This window comes from Acidovorax sp. A1169 (assembly GCF_030704685.1).
Classification (GTDB): domain Bacteria; phylum Pseudomonadota; class Gammaproteobacteria; order Burkholderiales; family Burkholderiaceae_C; genus Acidovorax.
Genome location: NZ_JAUZDX010000024.1, coordinates 1 through 23,574 on the forward strand (window position 1 = coordinate 1; position 23,574 = coordinate 23,574).

The 23,574-nt window shown below is 67.0% G+C and carries 21 protein-coding genes and 2 tRNA genes; 17 read left to right on the forward strand and 6 right to left on the reverse strand.

The features are described from left to right. Positions 1–89: 89 nt before the first annotated feature. Together QYL93_RS27185 and QYL93_RS27190 are read right to left on the reverse strand one after the other, a co-directional pair. Positions 90–174: transfer RNA gene (locus tag QYL93_RS27185), tRNA-Leu, on the reverse strand. A 318-nt stretch (positions 175–492) separates the two neighbouring features. Then, a tRNA-Leu gene (locus tag QYL93_RS27190) sits at positions 493–577 on the reverse strand. Between the two features lie 19 nt (positions 578–596). Here QYL93_RS27190 and rnr point away from each other — a divergent pair. Next, positions 597–2,957 carry a ribonuclease R gene (gene rnr, locus QYL93_RS27195; RefSeq protein ID WP_305746605.1) on the forward strand — a complete coding sequence of 787 codons (2,361 nt, stop codon included), beginning with the start codon at positions 597–599 and terminating at the stop codon, positions 2,955–2,957. Between the two features lie 49 nt (positions 2,958–3,006). Here rnr and QYL93_RS27200 read toward each other — a convergent pair whose 3' ends face one another. Next, on the reverse strand, positions 3,007–4,008 hold the full coding sequence (locus QYL93_RS27200; RefSeq protein WP_305746606.1) for an alpha/beta fold hydrolase: 1,002 nt from the start codon (positions 4,006–4,008) through the stop codon (positions 3,007–3,009). Between the two features lie 77 nt (positions 4,009–4,085). Between QYL93_RS27200 and QYL93_RS27205 the strand changes: the two genes are divergently transcribed. Further along, positions 4,086–4,823: an AraC family transcriptional regulator gene (locus QYL93_RS27205; RefSeq protein WP_305746607.1), complete on the forward strand. Its 738-nt coding sequence runs from the start codon at positions 4,086–4,088 to the stop codon at positions 4,821–4,823. A gap of 6 nt (positions 4,824–4,829) precedes the next feature. Here the strand turns inward: QYL93_RS27205 and QYL93_RS27210 are convergent, their stop codons facing one another. The 3 genes from QYL93_RS27210 to QYL93_RS27220 are packed head-to-tail and all read right to left on the reverse strand — an operon-like array spanning position 4,830 to position 9,020. Then, on the reverse strand, positions 4,830–6,350 hold the full coding sequence (locus QYL93_RS27210; RefSeq protein WP_305746608.1) for an NAD(P)H-hydrate dehydratase: 1,521 nt from the start codon (positions 6,348–6,350) through the stop codon (positions 4,830–4,832). Between the two features lie 53 nt (positions 6,351–6,403). After that, entirely contained in the window at positions 6,404–7,636 is a 1,233-nt protein-coding gene (locus tag QYL93_RS27215; protein WP_305746609.1) for an FAD-dependent oxidoreductase, read from the reverse strand. A 49-nt stretch (positions 7,637–7,685) separates the two neighbouring features. After that, a complete protein-coding gene (locus QYL93_RS27220; protein WP_305746610.1) occupies positions 7,686–9,020 on the reverse strand; it encodes an amidase in 1,335 nt (444 codons plus the stop codon). 168 nt (positions 9,021–9,188) lie between these two features. On the opposite strand from QYL93_RS27220, the gene rpsB reads away from it, so the two are divergent. From rpsB to rnhB, 15 genes are all read left to right on the forward strand, one after another. Beyond that, entirely contained in the window at positions 9,189–9,941 is a 753-nt protein-coding gene (gene rpsB, locus QYL93_RS27225; RefSeq protein WP_057205602.1) for a 30S ribosomal protein S2, read from the forward strand. A gap of 106 nt (positions 9,942–10,047) precedes the next feature. Then, positions 10,048–10,977, forward strand: coding sequence for a translation elongation factor Ts (gene tsf / locus QYL93_RS27230; protein ID WP_305746611.1), 930 nt, complete (start codon positions 10,048–10,050; stop codon positions 10,975–10,977). 56 nt (positions 10,978–11,033) lie between these two features. Next, positions 11,034–11,756, forward strand: coding sequence for a UMP kinase (gene pyrH, locus QYL93_RS27235; protein ID WP_007852283.1), 723 nt, complete (start codon positions 11,034–11,036; stop codon positions 11,754–11,756). A gap of 60 nt (positions 11,757–11,816) precedes the next feature. Next, a complete protein-coding gene (gene frr, locus QYL93_RS27240) occupies positions 11,817–12,377 on the forward strand; it encodes a ribosome recycling factor (protein WP_057205606.1) in 561 nt (186 codons plus the stop codon). Positions 12,378–12,398: 21 nt separating this feature from the next. Further along, complete coding sequence (uppS, locus tag QYL93_RS27245; RefSeq protein ID WP_305746612.1) at positions 12,399–13,133, forward strand: polyprenyl diphosphate synthase; 735 nt, start codon at positions 12,399–12,401, stop codon at positions 13,131–13,133. A gap of 9 nt (positions 13,134–13,142) precedes the next feature. After that, on the forward strand, positions 13,143–14,000 hold the full coding sequence (locus QYL93_RS27250; RefSeq protein ID WP_305746613.1) for a phosphatidate cytidylyltransferase: 858 nt from the start codon (positions 13,143–13,145) through the stop codon (positions 13,998–14,000). After that, entirely contained in the window at positions 13,997–15,175 is a 1,179-nt protein-coding gene (ispC, locus tag QYL93_RS27255) for a 1-deoxy-D-xylulose-5-phosphate reductoisomerase (RefSeq protein WP_305746614.1), read from the forward strand. Before QYL93_RS27250 ends, ispC begins: the two co-directional genes overlap by 4 nt. Positions 15,176–15,229: 54 nt before the next feature. Further along, positions 15,230–16,591, forward strand: a complete 1,362-nt coding sequence (rseP, locus tag QYL93_RS27260) for an RIP metalloprotease RseP (protein ID WP_305746615.1) — start codon at positions 15,230–15,232, stop codon at positions 16,589–16,591. A 45-nt stretch (positions 16,592–16,636) separates the two neighbouring features. Then, on the forward strand, positions 16,637–18,934 hold the full coding sequence (bamA, locus tag QYL93_RS27265; protein WP_057205615.1) for an outer membrane protein assembly factor BamA: 2,298 nt from the start codon (positions 16,637–16,639) through the stop codon (positions 18,932–18,934). Further along, a complete protein-coding gene (locus QYL93_RS27270; protein ID WP_179681313.1) occupies positions 18,934–19,458 on the forward strand; it encodes an OmpH family outer membrane protein in 525 nt (174 codons plus the stop codon). The genes bamA and QYL93_RS27270 overlap by 1 nt, the downstream gene beginning before the upstream one ends. Before the next feature lie 30 nt (positions 19,459–19,488). Further along, the gene (gene lpxD, locus QYL93_RS27275; protein ID WP_305746616.1) at positions 19,489–20,469 is read left to right on the forward strand and encodes a UDP-3-O-(3-hydroxymyristoyl)glucosamine N-acyltransferase; all 981 of its coding nucleotides are present in this window, start codon (positions 19,489–19,491) and stop codon (positions 20,467–20,469) included. Positions 20,470–20,485: 16 nt separating this feature from the next. Continuing rightward, the gene (fabZ, locus tag QYL93_RS27280; protein WP_305746617.1) at positions 20,486–20,926 is read left to right on the forward strand and encodes a 3-hydroxyacyl-ACP dehydratase FabZ; all 441 of its coding nucleotides are present in this window, start codon (positions 20,486–20,488) and stop codon (positions 20,924–20,926) included. A 14-nt stretch (positions 20,927–20,940) separates the two neighbouring features. Further along, positions 20,941–21,738: an acyl-ACP--UDP-N-acetylglucosamine O-acyltransferase gene (lpxA, locus tag QYL93_RS27285; RefSeq protein ID WP_305746618.1), complete on the forward strand. Its 798-nt coding sequence runs from the start codon at positions 20,941–20,943 to the stop codon at positions 21,736–21,738. A gap of 22 nt (positions 21,739–21,760) precedes the next feature. After that, on the forward strand, positions 21,761–22,933 hold the full coding sequence (gene lpxB / locus QYL93_RS27290; RefSeq protein ID WP_305746619.1) for a lipid-A-disaccharide synthase: 1,173 nt from the start codon (positions 21,761–21,763) through the stop codon (positions 22,931–22,933). After that, complete coding sequence (gene rnhB / locus QYL93_RS27295; protein ID WP_305746620.1) at positions 22,893–23,564, forward strand: ribonuclease HII; 672 nt, start codon at positions 22,893–22,895, stop codon at positions 23,562–23,564. Before lpxB ends, rnhB begins: the two co-directional genes overlap by 41 nt. Positions 23,565–23,574 lie beyond the last annotated feature (10 nt).

Genomic DNA, 23,574 nt, shown 5'->3' on the forward strand with positions numbered 1-23,574 from the left:
GGGGGGGGGGGGGGGGGGGGGGGGGGCTGCTGCAAGTGCAGCCGCAAAAACAAAAAAGCCGTTGCGAATGCAACGGCTTTTTCTTTGTTTGGTGCCCAGGAGAGGACTCGAACCTCCACGATGTTACTCGCTAGTACCTGAAACTAGTGCGTCTACCAATTCCGCCACCTGGGCTTTCAGATCAGCTTTGAATTATAGAACGTTTTTTGGGGTCGCCAGCGAAGTTGCCAACTTTTTTGAAAATTGTGTGCGGCGAGCACTTTTTCCCGGGCCATCGTTCGATGTCTGCGCCCGGCATGTCCGCAGGCTGTCGACGGGTATAGGGCAGGCAACCATGCCCATGGGTGCTGCCTGTCTGTGTGTGCTGCGCCTTGGGCCTTGGTTCTGCCGGGTGTCGCGGCCATGGGGCGGGGCGGTACCGACAAATAAAAAAGCCGCTGTGGGTACAGCGGCTTCGATATTTTGAAAACCATCACTGGTTCTCGTTAAACTTGGTGCCCAGGAGAGGACTCGAACCTCCACGATGTTACTCGCTAGTACCTGAAACTAGTGCGTCTACCAATTCCGCCACCTGGGCATTTCAGGAAAGACTCAGATTGTATATCAAGAAAACCACCCCCGGCGCGCAGTCCGCGCATTTGTCTGACGAAATTGAAGGAAGCGTACAGGGGCACCGTGATGGCCATGGTTTTGTCATCCGTGACGATGGCGAAGGGGACATCTATATCCCCCCCAATGAAATGCGCGCCGTGCTGCACAAGGACCGTGTGCGCGTGCGCATCGTGCGCCAGGACCGCCGCGGCCGTCCCGAAGGCCGCGTGGTCGAGATCATCGAACGCCCGCCGCAGCCCATCATCGGCCGGCTGCTGCAGGAGAGCGGCGTGTGGCTGGTGGCGCCCGAAGACAAGCGCTATGGCCAGGACGTGCTGATCCCCAAGGGCGCCACTGGCGCCGCCAAGCCCGGCCAGGTGGTCGTGGTCGAACTCACCGAGCCGCCGGCCCTGTTTGGCCAGCCCGTGGGCCGCATCACCGAAGTGCTCGGCGAGGTCGACGACCCGGGCATGGAGATCGAGATCGCCGTGCGCAAGTACGGCGTGCCGCACGAGTTCTCGGCCGAGTGCCTGGCGCAGGCCAAGGAGCTGCCCGACAAGGTGCGCCCGCAGGACAAGAAGCGCCGCGTGGACCTGACCGACGTGCCCCTGGTCACCATCGACGGCGAAGACGCGCGCGACTTCGACGATGCCGTGTACTGCGAGCCCGCGCGCGTGGGCCGCGGCAAGGGCTGGCGCCTTTTGGTGGCCATTGCCGATGTGAGCAACTATGTGGAGACCGGCAGCGCCATCGACATCGATGCCTACGACCGCGCCACCAGCGTGTACTTCCCGCGCCGCGTGATCCCCATGCTGCCGGAGAAGCTCTCCAACGGCCTGTGCTCGCTCAACCCCGATGTCGAGCGCCTGTGCATGGTCTGCGACATGCTGGTCAACGCCAAGGGCGAGGTGCATGCCTACCAGTTCTACCCGGCGGTGATGCACAGCCATGCGCGCTTCACGTACACCGAGGTGGCAGCCATCCTGGCCAACACGCGCGGGCCCGAGGCCAGCAAGCGCAAGGAACGCATTCCGGACCTGCTGAACCTGCACGACGTGTACCGTGCGTTGCTGATTGCGCGCCGCCAGCGCGGCGCGGTGGACTTCGAGACCACCGAGACGCAGATCATCTGCGACGAGAACGGCCGCATCGAGAAGATTGTGCCGCGCACCCGCAACGATGCGCACAAGCTCATCGAGGAGGCCATGCTGGCCGCCAACGTCTGCAGCGCCGACTTCATCGCCCAGGGCGGCCAGCCCGGCCTGTTCCGCGTGCACGAAGGCCCCACGCCCGAGAAGCAGGAGATCCTGCGCAACTACCTCAAGGCCATGGCCGTGGGCATGACCATCGGCGACGATCCCAAGCCCTCGGAATTCCAGGCCATCGCCGAGGCCACCAAGGACCGGCCCGACGCCCAGCAGATCCACACCATGCTGCTGCGCTCCATGCAGCAGGCCATCTACACCCCCGTCAACAGCGGCCACTTCGGCCTGGCGTTCGAGGCGTATACCCACTTCACCAGCCCCATCCGGCGCTACCCCGATCTGCTGGTGCACCGCGTGATCAAGGCCATCCTGGCCAAGACGCAGTACAAGCTGCCCTCGCTGCCCACGCCGGGCGAGGCCCATGCCAAGCTGGCCAAGCGCCTGGCGTCCCGCGTGGCGGCGCCCGGCACCAAGCCGCGCAAGGACGTCAAGCCGCCAAGCCGCGAAGTCCAGGCCTGGGAGGCTGCTGGCCTGCACTGCAGCGCCAACGAACGCCGTGCCGACGAGGCCAGCCGCGACGTGGAAGCCTGGCTCAAGTGCAAGTACATGCGCGAGCATCTGGGCGAGGAGTACAGCGGCGTGGTCAGTGCGGCGACGAGCTTCGGCATCTTCGTGACGCTGGACGCCATGTACGTCGAAGGCCTGGTGCACATCACCGAGCTCGGTGGCGAGTATTACAAGTTCGACGAGGCGCGCCAGGAGCTGCGTGGCGAGCGCACCGGCATCCGCTACGCCATCGGCGCGCGGGTGCGTGTGCAGGTCAGCCGTGTGGACCTCGATGGCCGCAAGATCGATTTCCGTCTGGTGCGCGAGGGCGAGGAACTGGTGGGCCGCGCGCTCAAGGACAAGGGCGTGTCGCAGGACGGCCCCGGTGGTTCCGGCAAGGGCCCGCGCAAGGGCGGCAGCAGTGGTCGCTCCAGCAGCGGTGGCCGGCCCAAGGCGAAGGCCGCCGATCCCTCGGCCACCGAGATGGCATCGCTCACGCGCGAGCGCGCTGCGCGCTCGCCCATTCAGGAGCTCAAGGCGTCGGTGAAGAAGGCGGCCGGCAACGGCAAGCCCGGCGGCAAGACCAGCAAGGGCCGCAAGCCGCGCCGCAGCTGATCCAGGTCACTGGACCATGGCGGCCCGCGCAGGCGCGGGCCGCCATTTTTCATGGGCGGGCGGCGGCCTGGGGCTGGCCCGTGGGGCCTGGCCGTTGTGCTTGTTGCAGGAAGGCGAGGTAGCGCTGCGCTGAGTTGGCGGGGGCCTCCATCATGGGTAGGTGGCCGATGCCGGCCAGGCGCTCGATGTGCGCGCCCGGCAGCAGGGTGTGCAGCGCCTGGCTGCCCGAGATGTCGAACACCCGGTCCTGCTCGCCCCAGAGGGCCAGCGTGGGCTGCGGCAGGCCGGTCGCCAGCCGTTGCTCCAGCAAGTACCGGTCCTTGAGCTGGGCGTCCCACAGCCGTGTGTTGGATGCCGCGTTGCGCAGCGCGTCCTGCCCGCTGGCGTGCAGGATGGGGTAGGGCAGGAAGGGGCGCTTTTCGAACACCAGCGCCATCATGGCCTCGAATGCTGCCGCATCGTGCGCTACCAGCGGGCGCTGCCCGGCATCGATGAGCCGGTCCATGCGGCTCGCCCGAGTCGAGCGCAGCCCGTGCGGTGCGCCGACAAAGGCCACGCTGGCCACGCGGTCCGGGTGTTCCAGCGCCAGCAGCGCGGCAATGGTGCCGCCCATCGAGTTGCCCGCCAGGTGGGCCTTGGCTATGCCCCAGGCATCCATCAGCTCGCGCAGGCGCCTGGTGTGGGCTGCGTAATCATAGGGCTGGGCCTCGTCGCGCGTGCTTTCGCCAAAGCCTGGCAGGTCGGGGGCGATCACGCGGCGCGTGGCGGTGATCGGGCGCGCAAAGTCTGCCCAGTGGTCCTTCTCTGCAAAAATGCCATGCAGCAGGATGATGGGCAGGCCGTCGTGGCCTTGTGCAGTGCCGGGCTCGGTTGGGCCGCTGTCCAGGTAGTGCACCTCGTGCCCCGCGATGCGGACGGTCTTGGCCGAGAGGCCCGAGAGCTGGCGATTGAGGTCCAGCAGCGGCTGCTTGAACAGGGTGGGGGTGCCGTAGTAGAGCGCGGTGGTGGCCAGTGCCAGTGCCGCTGCGGTAGAAATGAGGATGCGCTTCAAGAGCAGGTCTCCGTTGTGGGATGGATTGCCGTTGAAGACTACCGGGAGTGCCGTTTGAAAACTTGCATGTTTGGGCTATGCCAGCGCACAACACCTTGACCTTGGGCCCGGACCGGGCCCTGTATGTCGGCGACCTGCCGCCCACGGGCTGGCATTGCCATGCGGCGCCGGTGCTGCTGGTGGGCCTCTCGGGCCGCTTTGCGCTGCACTTGGGGCCTGGCGTCGTCGAGTCCTGCCACAGCGCGCTGGTCGATGCGGGGGTGGAGCATCTGCTGGACCCCCGCGGCGAGCAGGTGGCGCTGATGTACCTGGAGCCCGACTCGCGCGAGGCGCGTGGCCTGCGCCGCCAGTTCGATCAGCGAGGGTCCGTGATCCTGGATGTGGCCATCCCTGTGGGTGCGCGCAGCGCCATGGATGGGTACCTGCGCCACTTCGACCTGCATGCCCTGCTACGGCTGCCGTGGGCGCCGGCGGCGCCGCTCGATGCGCGCGTGCTGCGCAGCCTGCAGGCCTTGCGCACCCCGGGGGATCAGCGGCTTTTGCGCGACGGACTGGCGGCGGGCGTGCAGCTGTCGTCATCGCGCTTCAACCACCTGTTCCGCGCAGAGATGGGCGTCAGCCTGCGCAGCTACCGGGTGTGGTCGCAGGTGCGCCTGTCCATGGCGGGGCTCGCGACCAGCCCGCGCCTGACGGACGCGGCCCTGCATGGCGCGTTTTCCGACTCGGCGCATTTCAGCCGCATGTTCCGCCAGACCTTCGGCATGACGCCGTCGAGCGTGCTCAAGCCCCTGAAGGAGGTGGTGCTGGTGCCGTAGTGGTGGTCAGCGGCCGATCCGCCGTGCCAGTGCGCTGGCCGTCAGGGCCAGGCCCTCGGGCCAGTGGTCCGCAGCCAGGCCATGGGCGTAGACGGCCTCGCTCGCGGCGCGCAGCGCGCTGGCGCCGGCAGCCAGGCGTGCGCCCACCATGCCGGCCAGCACGTCGCCGGTGCCGGCGGTGGCCAGCAGGCCATTGCCCGTGGGGTTGATGGCCGGTACGCGGTCGGCCGCGCTGATCACCGTGCCAGAACCCTTGAGCACGGCCACGCAGTTGAACTGTGCGGCCAGTTGCTGGGCGGCATTCAGCCGGTCGGCCTGCACTTCGGCTGTGGTGAGGCCGAGCAGGCGGGCGGCCTCCAGGGGGTGCGGTGTGAGCACGGTGGGCTGGCCGTGCTGGCCGCGCGCCACCACCAGCGCGTGCAGAGCGGCATCGAGGGCGATGGCGTTCAGGGCGTCGGCGTCCAGCACCAGGCGTGCGGCGTGCGTGATCACCTCGCGCAGCACGCTGGCGACGGCCTCGCCGCCGCCGCAGCCGCACACCACGGTGAGTGCCGCGAGGTCCAGCGCGCCGAAGCGGCGCAGCATCAGCTCCGGCTGGCCCGTGTCCACCTCCAGATGGCCGGCATCCAGCGGGGCCACCAGCACGCGGCCCGCCCCCTGGTGCAGTGCGGCTGACGCGGCCAGCAGGGCTGCACCGGCCATGCCCATGCCGCGCTGGGCCAGGCCTTCGCCGCCGATCACGGCCACGTCGCCATGACTGCCCTTGTGGCTGGCGTGCTGGCGTGGCTCGGGCGGTGGCGGGCCGCAGAGCCAGGCATTGGGTGGCTCGTGCCCGGGTGCCACACCCAGGTCGTCGAGCCACACGCTGCCTGCCGCATCGCGCCCGGCGGCGGTGAACAGCCCGGGCTTGAGTGTGAGCAGGCTCAGCGTATGCCGTGGTGAGGCGGCATGGTGCAGGAGTGCTTCGGGTGCCAGGCCTGCGCCGAACTGGCCGGTGTCCGCATCCAGGCCCGAGGGCAGGTCCACCGACAGTACCGGGGCGGGGCTGGCCTTCAGCTGCCGCAGGCAGGCCTGCAGGCGTTCGTTGGGCGGGCGCGCTGCGCTGCCGTGGGTGGGTGCGGTGATGCCGATGCCGAGCAGGGCGTCGATGCACAGGTCTGCCTCGGTCAGGGTGTCGGGGGCGGTGTCGGCCCATTCCACGTCTGCGGCCAGGGCGCGCTCCCACGACTGGCGCGCGTCGGGCGGGGCGGTCTCGGGCGTGCCCAGCCAGGTCACCACCACGCGGCGGCCGCTGCGCCGCAGGTGCATGGCGGCCTCCAGTCCGTCTCCGCCGTTGTTGCCCGCGCCGCAGGCAATCCACACCGTGCGCGCATGGGGCGCCAGGGCCTGGGCCAGCTGCGCCACGGCCTGGCCGGCGCGCTGCATCAGCGTGTGGGGCGGCAGGCTGTCAGCGGCCGCGCGCTCGATGCGGCGCGTGGCGGCAGTGTGGTGCAGGGCGTGGGGCTGATGGGGGGTGATGCGGTGCATGGCAGGCGGGCAATGTGGCCGCTGCATTGTGCGCCGACCTGCTTCCCGCAGGCTCAAAACCGCCGCAAGCCCAGTCCGTCGAGGTTGATCTCGGGGCTGCGCTGGGCCACCAGGTCGGCGATGGCGCGCGCGCTGCCGCTGGCCAGGGCAAAGCCGCCCGTGCCGTGGCCGGTGTTGAGCCACAGGCCGGGTATGCCGCTGGCGCCAATCACGGGTGCGCCATCGGGCAGCAGGGTGCGCGCGCCGCGCCAGGTCTGCACGCCGCCCGAGAGCTGTGCGCCGCCGGGAAACCAGTCGTTGAGCGTGCGGTACAGTCGCGCGACGGTGGGGGCGTGGTGCTCTGCGTCGGCGCTGCCCAGCTCGGCCCCGCCAGCCACGCGCACGCGCAGCCCCAGGCGGGTGATGCTGATCTGCTGCTGCACGTCGACCACGCTGGCCTGCGGGGCGTGGGTGTCTTCGCGCAGCGGCGCGCTGACGGAGTAGCCGTACACGGCCGTCATCGGCAGCGGCAGGCCGAGGGCCGGCAGCAGGGCGGCCGAGGCCATGCCGGCGCACAGCACCACGGCGTCGAAACGGCGCGGCGTGGCTTCGCCCTGCACCGCTACGCCCACGGGGTTGGTCGCCAGGCGCTCCACGCGCGTGCCAAAGGCAAACTGCACGCCCCCTGCCTGCGTACCCTGGCGCAGCAGTTGCGCGAACAGCCGGCAGTTGCCTGCAGCAGCGCCGGGCAGCGAGATGGCACCGGCCAGCGGTGTTTCGGGCGACAGCCCGGGTTCGAGCTTCTGGGCGGCGGCGGCATCGATCTCCTGCACGGCCACGCCCGCGTCGCGCAGGCACTGCAAGGAGGGTTGCAGGTGGGCGCGGTCCTGTTCGGTGCGCAGCAGCAGCAGGCGGCCGGGGCTGGCTTCGAAGTCGAGCTCGTGTTCGGTGGCGATCTCCAGCGTGCGTGCCAGGCTGTACTGGGCCAGGCGCTCAAGTGCGGTGGCCGGGCCGGGGCCGCGCTTTGCCAGGCGCTTCCAGTGCCACAGCCAGGACACGTCGGCGCGGCCGAAGCCCTGGGCCAGGCGCACGGTGGATTGCGCGCCCATGAGCCGCGCGGCCGGGGCCATGCCCGGCAGCGACCAGGGCGTCGTCAGCAGGGGGGCCAGCAGGCCGGCAGTGGCAAAGCTGGCATCTTCGGCGGCGGCGTTGCGCTGCTCGAACACGGTGACCTCATGGCCGTCGCGGGCCAGTTCGTATGCGGTGGTGACGCCGATGATGCCGGCGCCCACGATGGCAATCTTCATGAATGGGGAGTATGGGTTGCGTTTGCTGCTTTGCAGCAAGCGGCAATTGTTATTTTTCTTGCAATGCTGCTTCAATGCGCAGACCGGCGTTGAGTACCCCGTCGTCGCGCAGCGCCCCATGCCAGACCATCAGGCCGACCGGGAGTTCCCCCCGAACGTGGCAGGGCAGCGACAGGGCGCAGCCGTCCAGCAGGTTCACCAGGCTGGTGTTGCGCAGCAGCAGGGTGTTCACGCGAAAGAACTCTTCGTCGCGCTCTGTGCCCGGGGCCACGCTGGCGATGGTGGGGGCAGTGATTGGCACGGTGGGCGAGAGCAGGGCGTCGTAGCCATCGATGGCGGCGTGCATGCTCCGTTGCCAGTTGCGGCGGGCGTCGATGAGGGCCAGGTATTCCCAGGCCGTGAGCGTGGCGCCTTTTTCGATGCGGGCGCGCACCCGGGGGTCGTACTGGCCCCCCTTGGCGGCCAGCAACTCGCGGTGCCAGGCATACGCCTCGGGCGGCGAGAAGCCGTACGCGGGCTGCTGGGCCGACTCGGGCAGGGTGATGGTGCTGATGCGCGCGCCCGCACGGCGCAGGGTGGCGAGTGTGCGCTCGAAGGCCTGGGCCACCGTGGCGTCCAGGCCGTCCAGGAACAGGGTGGTGGGCACGGCCAGGCGGTAGCCGGCCAGTGGGGCGGGGCTGCGCGTGACGCGCGTGGCCGACAGCAGTTCGTGCACCGCGATGGCATCGCCCACGCTGCGCGTCAGGGCGCAGGCCGTGTCCAGCGTGGTGGACAGCGGCACGGCGCCCGAGGTGGGCACCAGGCGCTGCGTGTTCTTGAAACCCACGATGCCGTTGAGCGCGGCCGGGATGCGGATGGATCCGCCCGTATCCGAGCCCAGGCCCACGAAGGCTGCGCCGGTGGCCACCGAGACGGCCGCGCCTGAGGAGGATCCGCCTGGCACGCGCGCCTCGCCGGGCAGCGCGCCAAAGCGCGCATCCCAGGCGGCCGGGGTGCCGAAGTGGGGGTTCACCCCCACGCCGGAAAAGGCGAATTCGACCATGTTCGTGCGGCCGATGAGGCTCGCGCCGGCGGCGCGCAGCCGTGCCACGGCCGGGCTGTCCTGCTGCGCCGGGGGGCTGTCGGCGAGTGCCGTGGAGCCGGCTGCCGTGGGCTGGCCGGCGATGTCGAACAGGTCCTTGACCGAAACCGCCAGCCCGGCCAGGGGCCTTTGCGCCATGTCCGGCTGCACCACGGCGGTGCGTGCGGTATCGAAGAGGGTTTGCAGGAAGCTGTGGGTATTGGCCGGCGCCTTTGCTGCCGCGATGCAGCGTTCGAGTTCGGCGGCCGGGGTGCTGGTGCCGGCCCGCAGGGCCGAGCGGGTGGCAAGAAGGTCTGGGAGCATGGGTGTGCTAGAATCCTTGGGTTTTGCTGGGAGCAGTAGCGCTTTGTGCGTGGGGCTTGTAGCAAAACCAATCGCAAACCAGCCCTGTCAAGGTGTTGCAGCGGTCGTGGGAAACACGGCGTTGCAAATATTGGGGCTGATTTTAGACCTAACCTTTGGAGTATTCTTATGTCCGTTACCATGCGCGAAATGCTGGAAGCCGGTGTCCACTTCGGTCACCAAACCCGCTTCTGGAACCCCAAGATGGCCCCCTACATCTTCGGCCATCGCAACAAGATCCACATCATCAACCTGGAAAAGTCGCTGCCACTGTTCCAGGAAGCACAGAAGTTCGCCAAGCAACTGGCTGCCAACCGCGGCACGATCCTGATGGTCGGCACGAAGCGCCAGGCCCGCGAAATCCTGTCCACCGAAGCCCTGCGCGCCGGTGTTCCTTTCGTTGACCAGCGCTGGCTGGGCGGCATGCTGACGAACTTCAAGACCGTGAAGACCTCGATCAAGCGCCTCAAGGACATGAAGGCCCAGCTGGAAACCGGCCTGGACAGCCTGAGCAAGAAGGAACAGCTCACGTTCACCCGTGAGATCGAGAAGCTCGAAAAGGACATCGGCGGCATCCAGGACATGGCTGCACTGCCAGACGCCATCTTCATCATCGACGTGGGCTTCCACAAGATCGCCGTTGCCGAAGCCAAGAAGCTCGGTATCCCGCTGATCGGCGTGGTTGACACCAACCACTCGCCCGAAGGCATCGACTACGTGATCCCCGGCAACGACGACTCGGCCAAGGCCGTGATGCTGTACGCCCGCGGTATCGCCGACGCGATCATCGAAGGCCGTGCCAATGCCGTGAACGAAGTGGTGAAGGCCGCTACGTCCGAGAGCAGCGACGAATTCGTGGAAGTGCAAGAAGCCGCCGCCTGATAGCCCGGCTGCGCGATCCGTCGCGAACAAAAGCGGGGCTCCTGGTTAGCCCCCTTTTTTTTAGCCCGAATCTGAATCGATTGAACCGAACACCGAAGGAATAAAGATGGCTGCAATTACCGCAAGCATGGTCGCCGAACTGCGTGGCAAGACCGATGCACCGATGATGGAATGCAAGAAGGCGCTGACCGAAGCTGACGGCGACATGGCCAAGGCCGAAGAGCTGCTGCGCGTCAAGCTGGGCACCAAGGCTGGCAAGGCCGCTTCGCGCATCACCGCCGAAGGCGTGGTCGCCAGCTTCATCAATGGCACCAACGGCGCCTTGGTCGAAGTGAACAGCGAAACCGACTTCGTGAGCAAGAACGACAGCTTCATCGCACTGGCCAATGCTGCTGCCGAGCTGATCGCCAAGCACAACCCCGCCGACGTGGCGGCCCTGGGTGCTCTTGCCTACGAGCAAGACAGCTTCGGCCCCACGCTGGAAGACGTGCGCAAGGGCCTGATCGGCAAGATCGGCGAGAACATGTCGTTCCGCCGCTTCAAGCAGTTCAACGGCACCAGCAAGCTGGCCTCGTACCTGCACGGCACGCGCATCGGCGTGGTCGTCGAGTTCGAGGGCGACGAAGTGGCCGCCAAGGACGTGGCCATGCACATCGCCGCCATGAAGCCCGTGGCCCTGACCAGCGCCGACGTGCCTGCCGACCTGATCGAGAAAGAGCGCTCGGTGGCTGCTGCCAAGGCGGCTGAAGACAAGGCCAAGGCCGAAGCCGAAGGCAAGCCCGTGCAGTCCGACGAAATCGTCGCCAAGCGCATCGAAGGCGGCGTGCAGAAATTCCTCAAGGAAGTGTCTCTGTTCAACCAGGTCTTCGTGAAGGCTGCAGACGGCAAGCAGACCGTCGAGCAGATGCTCAAGGCCACCAACACCACCGTCAAGGGCTTCACCCTGTACGTGGTGGGCGAAGGCATCGAGAAGAAGGTTGACGACTTCGCCGCCGAAGTGGCCGCCCAGGTGGCTGCCGCCAAGGCCGCTGCCTGATCGCTCCCTGCAACAACCCCACCCAAGCCCTGCACCACCTACCGGAGAAGTTTCCCATGTCCAACGCTGCACCAGCCCACAAGCGCATCCTGCTCAAGCTGTCTGGTGAGGCGCTGATGGGGGATGACGCCTTCGGCATCAACCGCGCCACCATCGTGCGCATGGTGGAGGAGATCGCCGAAGTCACCCGCCTGGGTGTGCAGGTGGCGGTGGTGATCGGTGGGGGCAACATTTTCCGTGGCGTCGCGGGCGGCTCGGTCGGCATGGACCGGGCCACCGCCGACTACATGGGCATGCTGGCCACCGTGATGAATGCGCTGGCCCTGGCCGATGCCATGGACAAGCAGGGCCTGATCGCCCGCGTGATGTCCGCCATTGCCATCGAGCAGGTGGTCGAGCCCTACGTGCGGCCCAAGGCGCTGCAGTACCTTGAAGAGGGCAAGGTGGTAGTCTTCGCGGCCGGCACGGGCAACCCCTTCTTCACCACCGACACGGCTGCGGCCCTGCGCGGTGCCGAGATCGGCGCCGAGCTGGTGCTCAAGGCCACCAAGGTGGACGGCGTTTATACTGCCGACCCCCAGAAGGATCCCACGGCCACGCGCTACACGAAGCTCAGCTTCGACGAGGCCATGTCCCGCAACCTGGGCATCATGGATGCGACCGCCTTTGCCCTGTGCCGCGACCAGAAGCTGCCGGTGCGGGTGTTCTCGATCATCAAGCACGGCGCGCTCAAGCGCGTGGTGATGGGCGAGGACGAGGGTACGCTGGTTTACGCCTGATGACGATGCACGGGTGGGCTGCGCGCCTGCCCGTCTCTGGTCTGCCCCGAGGAGAAAAACATGACGATTGCCGACATCAAGAAAAACGCTGAAACCAAGATGGACCAGTCCATCTCGGCCTTCAAGAACAACCTGCAGAAGATCCGCACGGGTCGCGCCAACCCCTCGCTGCTTGACTCCGTGCAGGTCGAGTACTACGGCTCCTTCGTGCCCCTCTCCCAGGTGGCCAACGTGGCGCTGATCGACTCGCGCACCATCAGCGTGCAGCCCTGGGAAAAGGGCATGGGCGCCAAGATCGAAAAGGCCATCCGCGAAAGCGACCTGGGCCTGAACCCCGCTTCCATGGGCGACCTGATCCGCGTGCCCATGCCGCCGATGAGCGAAGAGCGCCGCAAGGAAATGACCAAGCTGGCCCGCACCGAAGGCGAGAGCGCCAAGATCGCCGTGCGCAACCTGCGCCGTGACGCCAACGAGGCGGTCAAGAAGCTGGTCAAGGACAAGCTGGCTTCCGAAGACGACCAAAAGCGCGCCGAAGCCGACGTGCAAAAGTTCACCGACCGCCACATCCTGGAGATCGATGCGCTGGTGGCGGCCAAGGAACAGGAAATCATGGCGGTTTGAGCCAGAGGCTCGAACATTCGCATGCCAGTATCTCCGGTGGTGCCACACCACATCGCCATCGTCATGGATGGCAACGGCCGCTGGGCCACGCGCCGCTTCCTGCCGCGTCTGGCTGGCCACAAGCAAGGGGTTGATTCATTGCGCCGCTGCGCACGCGCCTGCGTGCAGCGCGGCGTGGGTGTGCTCACCGTCTTCGCCTTCTCGTCCGAAAACTGGAACCGGCCGGCCGATGAGGTCTCCGGCCTCATGGAGCTGCTGGCCATGGCGCTGGCGCGCGAGGTGCCCCAGCTCATGAAGGACGGCGTGCGCCTGTACTTCGTGGGCGAGCGCACGGGCCTGTCGCCCAAGGTGCAGGATGGCCTGGCCCAGGCCGAGGCTGCCACGGCCCACAACACGCGCCTGGTGCTCAACGTCTGCTTCAACTATGGCGGGCGCTGGGACATTGCCCAGGCAGCGGCGGCCCTGGCTGCCAAGGGCGAGCCGATCACCGAAGCCAGCCTGAATGCGGCCATGGGCATGTCTCACGTGCCCGACCCGGACCTTGTCGTGCGCACCGGTGGCGAGATGCGCATCAGCAACTTCCTGCTGTGGCAGATCGCGTATTCGGAGCTGGTCTTCAGTGACCGGTTGTGGCCGGATTTCGACGAATCCGCACTCGACGAAGCCATTGCGGCTTACAGTGCGCGGGAGCGCCGCTTCGGCAAAACCTCAGAACAGATCACCCTGTCCGCGCATCCCGATCCGATGCCGGGCTGAAAAGGCCCCATGCTCCAACAGCGCGTCATCACTGCCCTTGTCCTTCTGGCCATCCTGTTGCCAGCGCTGTTCTACGGCTCGCCCCTGCCTTTTACCGTAGTGGTGCTGGTGCTCATGGCCGCTGGCGCGTGGGAGTGGGGCCGGCTGTGCGGCTTTGGCCAGGCGGGCTCGCTTGCCGTGGGGGCTGCCTGCGTGGCGCTGTGCATGGGCTCGTGGGCGCTGGGCTGGCTCACCCAGCCGCTGACGGTGCTGTGGATCGTGGGCGGGGCCCTGTGGGTGCTGGGCACCGCCTGGCTGCTGCGCGCTGGCGTGCCCGGCTGGCCACGCATCCCGGCGGCCGTGCGCCTGATTGCCGGCGTTCTGGCCCTGTGGCTGGCCTGGCTGGCGGTGGTGCAGGCGCGCCACGTGGGCATCAACTTCCTGCTGTCGGTGCTGGTCCTCGTCTGGGTGGCCGACATCTTTGCCTATTTTGCGGGCCGCGCCTTCGGCCTGCGCTTCACGAAGAACAAGCTGGCCCCCGCCATCAGCCCCGGCAAGAGCTGGGAAGGCGTGTGGGGCGGCCTGGCGGGCGTGCTGGTTCTTTCGTTCGCCTGGGTGGCGGCCGATGCCCACTGGCAGGCCGAAGTGCTCAGTTTCTACAGCCGCATGGCCCGCCAGGGCTGGTGGCTGCTGGTGGTGGCGGCCCTGTTCATGACGGCGATGAGCGTTTCCGGCGACCTGGTGGAATCGCTCATCAAGCGCAGCGCCGGCGTCAAGGACAGCAGTGGCCTGCTGCCCGGCCACGGCGGCGTGCTCGACCGCGTGGATGCGCTGCTGCCCACCCTTCCCTTGGCCATGATGCTCACGAGCCTGACGACCCCTATATGAAACAACGGCTTACCGTTCTCGGCTCCACCGGCTCCATCGGGACCAGCACCCTGGACGTGGCGGCGCGCCACTCTGAACGCTTCGAGATCTTTGCACTGAGCGCGGCCACGCAGGTTGACCTGATGCTGGCGCAGTGCGCGCAGTTCACTCCCCGCTTTGCGGTGATGGCCAGCGCACCCCATGCCCGTGAGCTGGAGGACAAGCTGCGCCAGAATGGCCTGGCCACCCGTGTGCTGTACGAGGCCGATGCGCTCGAAGCCATTGCCTCGCACCCCGACGTGGATGCGGTCATGGCCGCCATCGTGGGTGCGGCCGGACTGGCGCCCTGCCTGGCCGCTGCACGCGCGGGCAAGCGTCTGCTGCTGGCCAACAAGGAGGCCCTGGTGGTGGGCGGCGGCCTGTTCATGCAGACCGTGAAGGAGGGCGGCGCCACCCTGCTGCCCATCGACAGCGAGCACTCTGCCATCTTCCAGTGCCTGCCCGAAGATCCTGCCACCTGGCCGGACCGGGTGGACAGCATTTTGCTGACCGCGTCCGGCGGGCCTTTCCGCCAGCGCGACCCGGCCACGCTCTCGCAGATCACGCCCGACCAGGCCTGCGCCCACCCCAATTTCTCCATGGGGCGCAAGATCTCGGTCGATTCGGCCACCATGATGAACAAGGCCCTCGAAGTGATCGAGGCGCGCTGGCTGTTCGATTTGGCGCCCGACCAGATCAAGGTGGTGATCCACCCGCAGCAGATCATCCACTCGATGGTGCAGTTCAAGGATTCGTCCATCCTGGCCCAGTTGGGCACGCCCGACATGCGCGTGCCTATCGCCGTGGGCCTGGCCTGGCCCGAGCGCATTGCCAGCGGCGCCAGCCGGCTCGATTTTTCGGCGCTGAGCGCGCTGGCCTTCGAGGATGCGGACGCCATCCGCTTCCCCGGCCTGCATCTGTCCTGGCAGGCGCTCAAGGCCGCCGAGGGCACGACAGCCGTGCTCAATGCCGCCAACGAGGTGGCCGTAGGCCGGTTTCTGTCGGGTAGATTGCGTTTCGACCATATCCATGCCGTCAATCTTGCAACTTTGGACGCGGTTTCCCCCTCCAAGCCGGATTCGCTGGCAGCGCTGCTCGATCTGGACGCCCAGTCGCGCAGGGCGGCAGAGCAGGCCGCCGGCCTGCTGGCCGCCTGACCGATCCCATTCGATGGCCGCCGCTGCTGTCCCTGTTGACCCACGGAGCCTTCCATGTTGCTGACCCTTGTTGCCTTTGTCGTTGCCCTGGGACTGCTGATTGCCGTCCACGAGTACGGCCACTACCGCGTGGCCGTGGCCTGCGGCGTCAAGGTGCTGCGTTTTTCGGTGGGCTTTGGCAAGCCGCTGTTCACCTGGCGGCCCAAAGGCTCGCCGACCGAGTTCGTGCTCGGCGCCTTCCCCTTGGGTGGCTATGTGCGCATGCTGGACGAGCGTGAGGCGCCCGTGCCGCCCGAAGAGCGGCATCTGGCATTCAACACCCAGCCCCTGCGCGCGCGCGCGGCCATTGTGGCGGCCGGGCCGATTGCCAACCTGCTGCTGGCGGTGCTGCTGTACTCCATCGTCAACTGGAACGGCGTGGAGGAACCCAAGGCCGTGCTGGCCAGCCCCGTGGCCGGCTCGGTGGCACAGGCGGCCGGCCTGCGTGGCGGCGAACTGGTGCAGCGCGCCGCCCTGGGCTCGGACGAGCTGGAGCCCGTGCGCTCGTTCGAAGACCTGCGCTGGCTGCTGACCCGTGGCGCGCTGGAGGGCGAATCCGTGCGCCTGGACGTGCAGCCACAGAACGGCGCGCACCGCGAGCTGGTGCTGGACATGTCGAAAATCGACTCGCGTGAGGCCGATGCCCAGCTGTTTCGCAAGATTGGCATCCTCGGCCCCTGGACCCGCCCGGTGCTGGGCGAGGTGATGGCCAAGGGCGCGGCAGAACGCGCTGGCCTGCAGCAAGGCGACGTGGTGCTCAAGATCGGCGCTGCCGAGGTGGTCGACGGCCAGCAACTGCGCGAGCTGATCCGCCAGTCCATGCGCGGCACGGAGCCGCTGTCGCAGCCCTGGCTGATCAACCGTTCTGGCAATTCGCTCACGCTGGAGGTGCTGCCCGATGCCCAGCCCGAGCTCGGCGCCACGGTGGGCCGCATCGGCGCCTACGTGGGCGCGGCGCCCGAATTTGTAACCGTTGAATACGGCGTGATCGAGGGTTTCTGGACCGGTGTGGTCAAGACCTGGGACGTTTCGCTGCTCACCCTGAAGATGATGGGCCGCATGGTGATCGGCGAGGCGTCCCTCAAGAACCTCAGCGGGCCCTTGACCATTGCGGACTATGCCGGCCGTTCGGCCAGCCTGGGCCTCACGCAGTACCTGGTGTTCCTGGCGCTGATCAGCGTGAGCCTGGGTGTGCTGAACCTGCTGCCGCTGCCTGTTTTGGACGGTGGGCACCTGATGTATTATCTTTGGGAGGGCGTAACGGGCAAGCAAGTGTCGGACGCATGGCTGGAGCGCTTGCAGCACGGTGGTGTCGCAGTGCTGCTCCTCATGATGTCCATTGCCCTGTTCAACGATATCACCCGGCTTTTTGGCTAACCATTTTTCCGCCCTTGCCTTGCAAGAGCGGCTCCAGCTTCATTCATGAAAAATCCAATCAATCGCCTGGGCGTGCGTACCGCATCGGCCATTGCAGCCATGGTCTTTGTCGCCAACGCGGCGTGGGCACTGGAGCCCTTCAAGGTGCAGGACATCCGCGTGGAGGGCCTGCAGCGCGTGGAACCCGGCACCATCTTCGCATCCATGCCCCTGCGTGTGGGCGATGACTACAACGACGAGAAGGGCGCTGCGGCCATCCGCGCGCTGTTCGGCCTGGGCCTGTTCAAGGACGTGCGCCTGGAAGCCTCGGGCAACGTGCTGGTGGTGGTGGTCGAAGAGCGTCCCACCATTGCCGACGTGGATTTCGCGGGCACCCGCGAGTTCGACAAGGATGCGCTCAAGAAGAGCATGCGCGAAGTGGGTCTGACCGAAGGCCGCCCCTACGACAAGGCGCTGACCGACCGCGCCGAGCAGGAGCTCAAGCGCCAGTACATCAACAAGAGCCTGTACGGCGCCGAAGTGGTGACCACGGTGACGCCCATCGAGCGCAACCGCGTGAACCTCACGTTCTCGGTGGTCGAGGGCGAGCCCGCGCGCATCAACGAGGTGCGCCTGGTGGGCAACAAGGCCTTCAGCGAATCCACGCTCAAGGGCCTGTTCGACCAGGACACGGGCGGCTGGCTCAGCTGGTACACCAAGTCCGACCGCTACTCGCGCGCCAAGCTCAACGCCGACCTGGAAACCCTGCGCACCTACTACCTGCAGCGCGGCTACCTGGAGTTCCGTGTGGAGTCGACCCAGGTCGCGATCTCGCCGGACAAGCAGGGCATCTCGATCACCGTGAACGTGTTCGAGGGCGAGCGCTACGTGGTCTCGGGCGTCAAGCTCGAAGGCAACTACCTGGAGCGCGAGGACGAATTCAAGTCGCTGATCACCATCCGTGCGGGCGAGCCCTACAACGCTGACCAGGTGACCGAGACGACCAAGGCCTTCTCCGAATACTTCGGCCGCTTCGGCTTTGCCTTTGCGCGCGTGGAGGCCGTGCCCGAGATCGACCGCGAGAACAACCGTGTGGCCCTGGTGCTGCAGGTCGAGCCCTCGCGCCGCGCCTATGTGCGCCGCATCAACGTGAGCGGCAACAACCGCACCCGTGACGAAGTGATCCGCCGCGAGTTTCGCCAGTACGAAGCCTCCTGGTACGACGGCGAACGCATCCGCCTGTCGCGCGACCGCGTGGACCGCCTGGGCTTCTTCACCGAAGTCAACGTCGAGACGCAGGAAGTGCCCGGCTCGCCCGACCAGGTGGACCTGGTGATCAATGTGGCCGAAAAGCCCACGGGCTCGCTGCAGATGGGCGTGGGCTTCTCCAGCGCCGAGAAGGTGGCCCTGTCCTTCGGCATCAAGCAGGAGAACTTCTTCGGCTCGGGCAACTACCTGGGTGTGGACGTCAATACCAGCAAGTACCGCCGCACCCTGGTGTTCAGCACCACCAACCCGTACTTTACCGATGAAGGCATCTCGCGCACCGTAGACCTGTACTACCGCACCGACAAGCCGTACGAGGACCAGGGCGGCAACTACCAGCTGGTGACCACCGGCGGCTCGATGCGCTTTGGCGTGCCCTTCAGCGAAACGGACACGGTGTTCTTCGGTGGCGGCCTGGAGCAGACCACCATCAAGCCCGGCACCAACATCCCGGCCACCTACCTGGCCTATGCCGACAACTTCGGCTACAAGAGCACCTCGATCCCGCTGACCATCGGCTGGTCGCGCGATGACCGCGACAGCGCGCTGGCGCCCAACTCGGGCCGCTACCAGCGAGTGAACTCCGAGTGGTCGGTGGCGGGCGATGCCCGCTACGTGCGCGCCAACTACCAGTACCAGCAGTATGTGCCGCTCAACAAGCGCTTCACGCTGGCCTTCAATGGCGAACTGGGCATCGGCAAGGGCATGAACGGCCGGCCGTTCCCGGTGTTCAAGAACTTCTACTCGGGCGGCCTCGGTTCGGTGCGTGGTTTCGACCAGGGCACCCTGGGCCCGCGCGACGTGACGGGCTCCTCCCTGGGCGGCCCGAAGAAGGTCACCCTCAATGCCGAGCTGATCGCACCCTTCCCGGGTGCGGGCAACGACCGTACGCTGCGCGTCTTCACCTTCATGGATGTAGGCAATGTGTATGGCGAGCATGAAAAAGTAACCGCCAGCGACATGCGAGCCTCCGTGGGGCTGGGCCTGAGCTGGATTTCCCCGCTGGGCCCCCTGCGCCTGGCCTTTGCACAACCGGTACGCAAGTTTGCTGGCGATAGAATCCAGAAACTGCAATTCCAGATTGGAACGTCTTTCTAATGAAATCCCTTTCCCGCCATTTCGCCTTGGCCCTGCTGTTCGGCACGTTTGCCATGGCCGCGCCCGTACAGGCGCAAGAATCGTTCAAGGCTGGCCTGGTCAACATCGACCGCATCTTCCGCGAAGCCAACACCTCCAAGGCGTCCCAGGCCAAGCTCGAGCAGGAGTTCGCTCGCCGCGAAAAAGAGCTGGTGGACATGGGCAACTCCCTGAAGACCGCCTCCGAGAAGTTCGAGCGCGAAGCCCCGACCCTGGCCGAAAGCCAGCGCAATACCCGCCAGCGCCAGCTGGTGGACCAGGACCGTGACTTCCAGCGCAAGCGCCGGGAGTTCCAGGAAGACCTGAGCGCCCGCCGCAACGAAGAACTTGCCGCCGTCGTGGACCGTGCCAACAAGGTCGTCAAGCAGGTGGCCGAGGCCGAGAAGTACGACGTGATCCTGCAGGAAGCCGCGTACATCAACCCCAAGCACGACATCACCGACAAGGTGATCAAGGCGCTCAATGCCGCGCCTGCCGCCAAGTAAGCACCGGCAGCGCAATCCGGCAGGTGGCGCGTGAGCTTGCTTCTCAGGCACATCGTCGATGCGCTGGGTGGCTCGCTGGAGGGAGGGACTGGTGACACCCCCATCTCCCGCATCGCGCCCCTGGAGGTTGCGGGGCCGGGCGACCTCAGCTTCCTGAGCAACCCCCGCTACCAGCAGCAACTGGCCGCCTCCCGGGCGGCCTGTGTCATTGTGGCGCCTGCCATGCGCGATGCCGCCGTGGCACGCGGCGCCTGCATCGTGGTGGACAACCCCTATGTCTACTTCGCCCGCGCCACGCAGCTGTGGCGCCAGCACACGGCGCCCGCAGGGCAGGGCGGCGTGCATGCCAGCGCTGTGGTCGATGCGTCGGCGCAGGTGCATCCCAGTGCCACCATCGGCCCGCTGTGCGTGGTCGAGCGGGGTGCGCACATCGGCGCAGGCACCGTACTCAAGTCCCGCGTCACGGTCGGTGAAGGCTGCCGCATCGGCGAGCGCTGCATCGTCCACGCGGGTGTGGTGATCGGTGCCGACGGCTTCGGCTTTGCGCCCGAGAAGGGGCAGTGGGTCAAGATCGAGCAACTGGGCGCGGTGCGCATCGGTGACGATGTGGAGATCGGGGCCAACACCTGCATTGATCGCGGGGCGCTGGACGATACCGTCATCGAGGACGGGGTCAAGCTCGACAATCTGATCCAGATCGGCCACAACGTGCGCATCGGCAAGCACTCGGCCATGGCCGGCTGCGTCGGCGTGGCCGGCAGCGCGACCATCGGCGCGCACTGCACCGTGGGTGGGGGTGCCATTGTCCTGGGCCACCTCACGCTGGCGGACAATGTGCACATATCAGCGGCCACCGTGGTCACCCGCTCGCTGACGCAACCGGGCCAGTACACCGGCATGTTCCCCATCGACGACAATGCGCGGTGGGAAAAAAACGCTGCAACACTCAAACAACTGCACAGCTTGCGCGATCGCATCAAGGCGCTCGAGCAGGCTCTCAAGGCAGCATGAACGGAAGAACAACTCGATGATGGATATTCACGCGATTCTCAAGCAACTGCCGCACCGCTACCCGTTCCTGCTGGTGGACAAGGTGCTGGAGCTGGAGAGCAACACCCGCATCAAGGCGATCAAGAACGTCACCTTCAACGAGCCATACTTCATGGGGCACTTCCCGGGGCGTCCCGTGATGCCCGGCGTGCTGATCCTCGAAGCCCTGGCCCAGGCCGCCGGGCTGCTGGCGTTCGACGCCATGGGCAAGGTGCCTGACGAGAACAACATCTACTACTTCGTGGGCATCGATGGCGCGCGCTTCAAGCGCCCCGTGGAGCCTGGCGACCAGCTCATCCTGTCGATCACCATCGACCGCGTGCGCGGCGGCATCTGGAAGTTCAAGGGCGTGGCCAGCGTGGGCGACGAAGTGGCCTGCGAGGCTGAACTCATGTGCACCATGCGCAGCGTCAACTGACCTTTTTCCGCCGGTTGTCGAACGTGAGCAATATCCATCCCACCGCCGTCGTCGCCGACGGCGCCCGCCTGGCCCCTTCGGTGCAGGTGGGGCCCTATGCCGTGGTCGGTCCGAACGTGGTGATCGGTGCCGGCACCACGGTGGGTGCGCACTGCGTCATCGAGGGCCACACCGCCATCGGGCAAGACAACCGCATCTTCCAGTTCGCCTCGCTGGGCGCGGCCCCGCAGGACAAGAAGTACGCAGGCGAAGCCACGCGCCTGGTGATCGGCGACCGCAACACCATCCGCGAGTTCTGCACGCTGAACACCGGCACGGTGCAGGACTGCGGCGAGACCACGGTGGGCGACGACAACTGGATCATGGCCTACGTGCACGTGGCGCACGACTGCACCATCGGCCACCAGACCACCCTGGCCAACAACACCACGCTGGCCGGCCACGTGGAGGTGGGCGACTGGGCCACCGTGGGCGGCCTCACGGGCGTGCTGCAGCGCATGCGCATCGGCGCGCACACCATGGTCGGTTTCTCCAGCCACGTCAGCAAGGACGTGCCACCCTACATGGTGGTGGACGGCAACCCCCTGGCCGTGCGCGGCGTGAACCTGGTGGGCCTGCGCCGGCGCGATTTTTCGGCCCAGCGCATTGCCGCCATCCGCGAAATGCACAAGCTGCTGTACCGCCAGGGGCTGACCCTGGACGAGGCACGCAAACACATCCTTGCCCTGCCTGGTGACATGCCCGAGGCGGCCGGCGACGTGGCGCTGATGGATGCTTTCCTCGACAGCGCCGCCCACGGCATCGCGCGCTGATCCCCCACCAAGAGACTGCTGAATGAAGGACAAGGCGCCCCGCGTGGCGATGGTCGCAGGCGAGGCCTCGGGCGACCTGCTGGCCGGCCTGCTGCTCGACGGTGTGCAGGCCCGCTGGCCTGCCGCCACGGCGCACGGCATCGGCGGGCCGCAGATGGCCAAACGCGGCTTTGCGGCCTGGTGGCCCAGCGACAAGCTGGCCGTGCACGGCTACAGCATGGAGGTGCTGCGCCGCCTGCGCGAGCTGCTGGGCATCCGCAAAGCGCTGCGCACCCGCCTGCTGGCCGACCGGCCCGACATCTTCATCGGCGTGGATGCGCCCGATTTCAACCTGGGGCTGGAGGCGGACCTGCGGGCTGCCGGTATTCCCACCGTGCACTTCGTGTGCCCCTCCATCTGGGCCTGGCGTGCCGACCGCATCGAGAAGATCCGCAGAAGTGCGGGCCATGTGCTGTGCATCTTCCCGTTCGAGCCTGAGTTGCTGGCCAAGAACGGCATTGCCGCCACCTACGTCGGCCACCCCCTGGCCAGCGTGATCCCCGAGGTGCCCGACCGCAGTGCTGCGCGCGCTCGCCTGGGCCTGTCGGATGCCGACGAGGTGCTGGCCATCCTGCCCGGCAGCCGTTCGGCCGAGGTGCAGTACATCGCGCCCGCGTTCTTCGCGGCGGCCGCCTTGCTGCGCAAGGCGCGCCCGAACCTGCGCATGGTGGTGCCTGCCGTGCCCGCGCTGCAACCGCGCATCGAAGAGGCTGCGCGCGCACACGGCCTGGCCGATGCGCTGCAGATCGTCACGGGCCAGTCGCACACCGTGCTGGCGGCCTGCGACGTGACGCTGATCGCCAGCGGCACGGCCACGCTGGAGGCAGCGCTGTTCAAGCGCCCCATGGTCATCGGCTACCACATGCACCCCTTGAGCTGGTGGCTCATGAAGCGCAAGCAGCTGCAGCCCTGGGTGGGGCTGCCCAACATCCTGTGCGGCGAATTCGTGGTGCCCGAGCTGATCCAGGGCGCGGCCACGCCGCAGGCGCTGTGCGACGCCACCTTGCAATGGTTTGATGCAAAAGTGCGGCATCCCGCTACCATCACGGCTTTGGAACAGCGTTTTTCCGCGCTGCACGCGAGCCTGCGGCGCGACACTTCCCAACTGGCTGCCGATGCGATCGAGAAAATCCTTGCCACCACCGCTGCTGTTTGAACAGGTGAGCCTGGACTGGCATCCGCCCGGTCTGGTGGCCGGCGTGGACGAGGCCGGCCGCGGCCCGCTGGCCGGGCCTGTGGTGGCTGCCGCCGTCATCCTCGATGACCTGCGCCCCATTGCCGGGCTGGACGATTCCAAGAAGCTCACCGCGCTGCGCCGCGAGGCCCTGTTCGACGAGATCCGTGCCAAGGCGCTGTGCTTTGCCATTGCCGAGGCCAGCGTGGAAGAGATAGACCAGCTGAACATCCTGCAGGCCACGCTGCTGGCCATGCGCCGTGCCGTGATGGGCCTGCGCCTCAAGCCCGTGCGCGTGCTGGTGGACGGCAACCAGTTGCCCCGGCTCGATGTGCCGTCCGAGGCCATCGTCAAGGGCGACGCGCTGGTGAAATCCATCTCGGCCGCCTCCATCCTTGCCAAGGTCCACCGCGACCGCTGGTGCAACGAGGTGCACGAGCATTTTCCGCACTACGGCTTTTCGGCCCACAAGGGCTATGGCACCGTGGTGCACATGGAAGCCCTGCGTGCCCATGGCGCCTGCATCCACCACCGGCGCTCGTTTGCCCCGGTGGCCCAGGTGCTGGTGCAGTCCTCCTCATCCCTCTCCGTTTCCCAGGGCATCGGCGCGTGACGCGCTGCGG

Excerpts from the sequence above, each read along its gene's own strand:
- frr (WP_057205606.1), top strand. The coding sequence starts at position 11,817 with ATGACGATTGCCGACATCAAGAAAAACGCTGAAACCAAGATGGACCAG.
- fabZ (WP_305746617.1), top strand. The coding sequence starts at position 20,486 with ATGATGGATATTCACGCGATTCTCAAGCAACTGCCGCACCGCTACCCG.
- rseP (WP_305746615.1), top strand. The coding sequence starts at position 15,230 with ATGTTGCTGACCCTTGTTGCCTTTGTCGTTGCCCTGGGACTGCTGATT.
- QYL93_RS27270 (WP_179681313.1), top strand. The coding sequence starts at position 18,934 with ATGAAATCCCTTTCCCGCCATTTCGCCTTGGCCCTGCTGTTCGGCACG.
- QYL93_RS27250 (WP_305746613.1), top strand. The coding sequence starts at position 13,143 with ATGCTCCAACAGCGCGTCATCACTGCCCTTGTCCTTCTGGCCATCCTG.
- ispC (WP_305746614.1), top strand. The coding sequence starts at position 13,997 with ATGAAACAACGGCTTACCGTTCTCGGCTCCACCGGCTCCATCGGGACC.
- QYL93_RS27210 (WP_305746608.1), bottom strand. The coding sequence starts at position 6,350 with ATGCACCGCATCACCCCCCATCAGCCCCACGCCCTGCACCACACTGCC.
- rpsB (WP_057205602.1), top strand. The coding sequence starts at position 9,189 with ATGTCCGTTACCATGCGCGAAATGCTGGAAGCCGGTGTCCACTTCGGT.
- pyrH (WP_007852283.1), top strand. The coding sequence starts at position 11,034 with ATGTCCAACGCTGCACCAGCCCACAAGCGCATCCTGCTCAAGCTGTCT.
- rnhB (WP_305746620.1), top strand. The coding sequence starts at position 22,893 with ATGCGATCGAGAAAATCCTTGCCACCACCGCTGCTGTTTGAACAGGTG.
- tsf (WP_305746611.1), top strand. The coding sequence starts at position 10,048 with ATGGCTGCAATTACCGCAAGCATGGTCGCCGAACTGCGTGGCAAGACC.
- QYL93_RS27220 (WP_305746610.1), bottom strand. The coding sequence starts at position 9,020 with ATGCTCCCAGACCTTCTTGCCACCCGCTCGGCCCTGCGGGCCGGCACC.
- bamA (WP_057205615.1), top strand. The coding sequence starts at position 16,637 with ATGAAAAATCCAATCAATCGCCTGGGCGTGCGTACCGCATCGGCCATT.
- lpxB (WP_305746619.1), top strand. The coding sequence starts at position 21,761 with ATGAAGGACAAGGCGCCCCGCGTGGCGATGGTCGCAGGCGAGGCCTCG.
- QYL93_RS27215 (WP_305746609.1), bottom strand. The coding sequence starts at position 7,636 with ATGAAGATTGCCATCGTGGGCGCCGGCATCATCGGCGTCACCACCGCA.
- uppS (WP_305746612.1), top strand. The coding sequence starts at position 12,399 with ATGCCAGTATCTCCGGTGGTGCCACACCACATCGCCATCGTCATGGAT.
- QYL93_RS27205 (WP_305746607.1), top strand. The coding sequence starts at position 4,086 with ATGCCAGCGCACAACACCTTGACCTTGGGCCCGGACCGGGCCCTGTAT.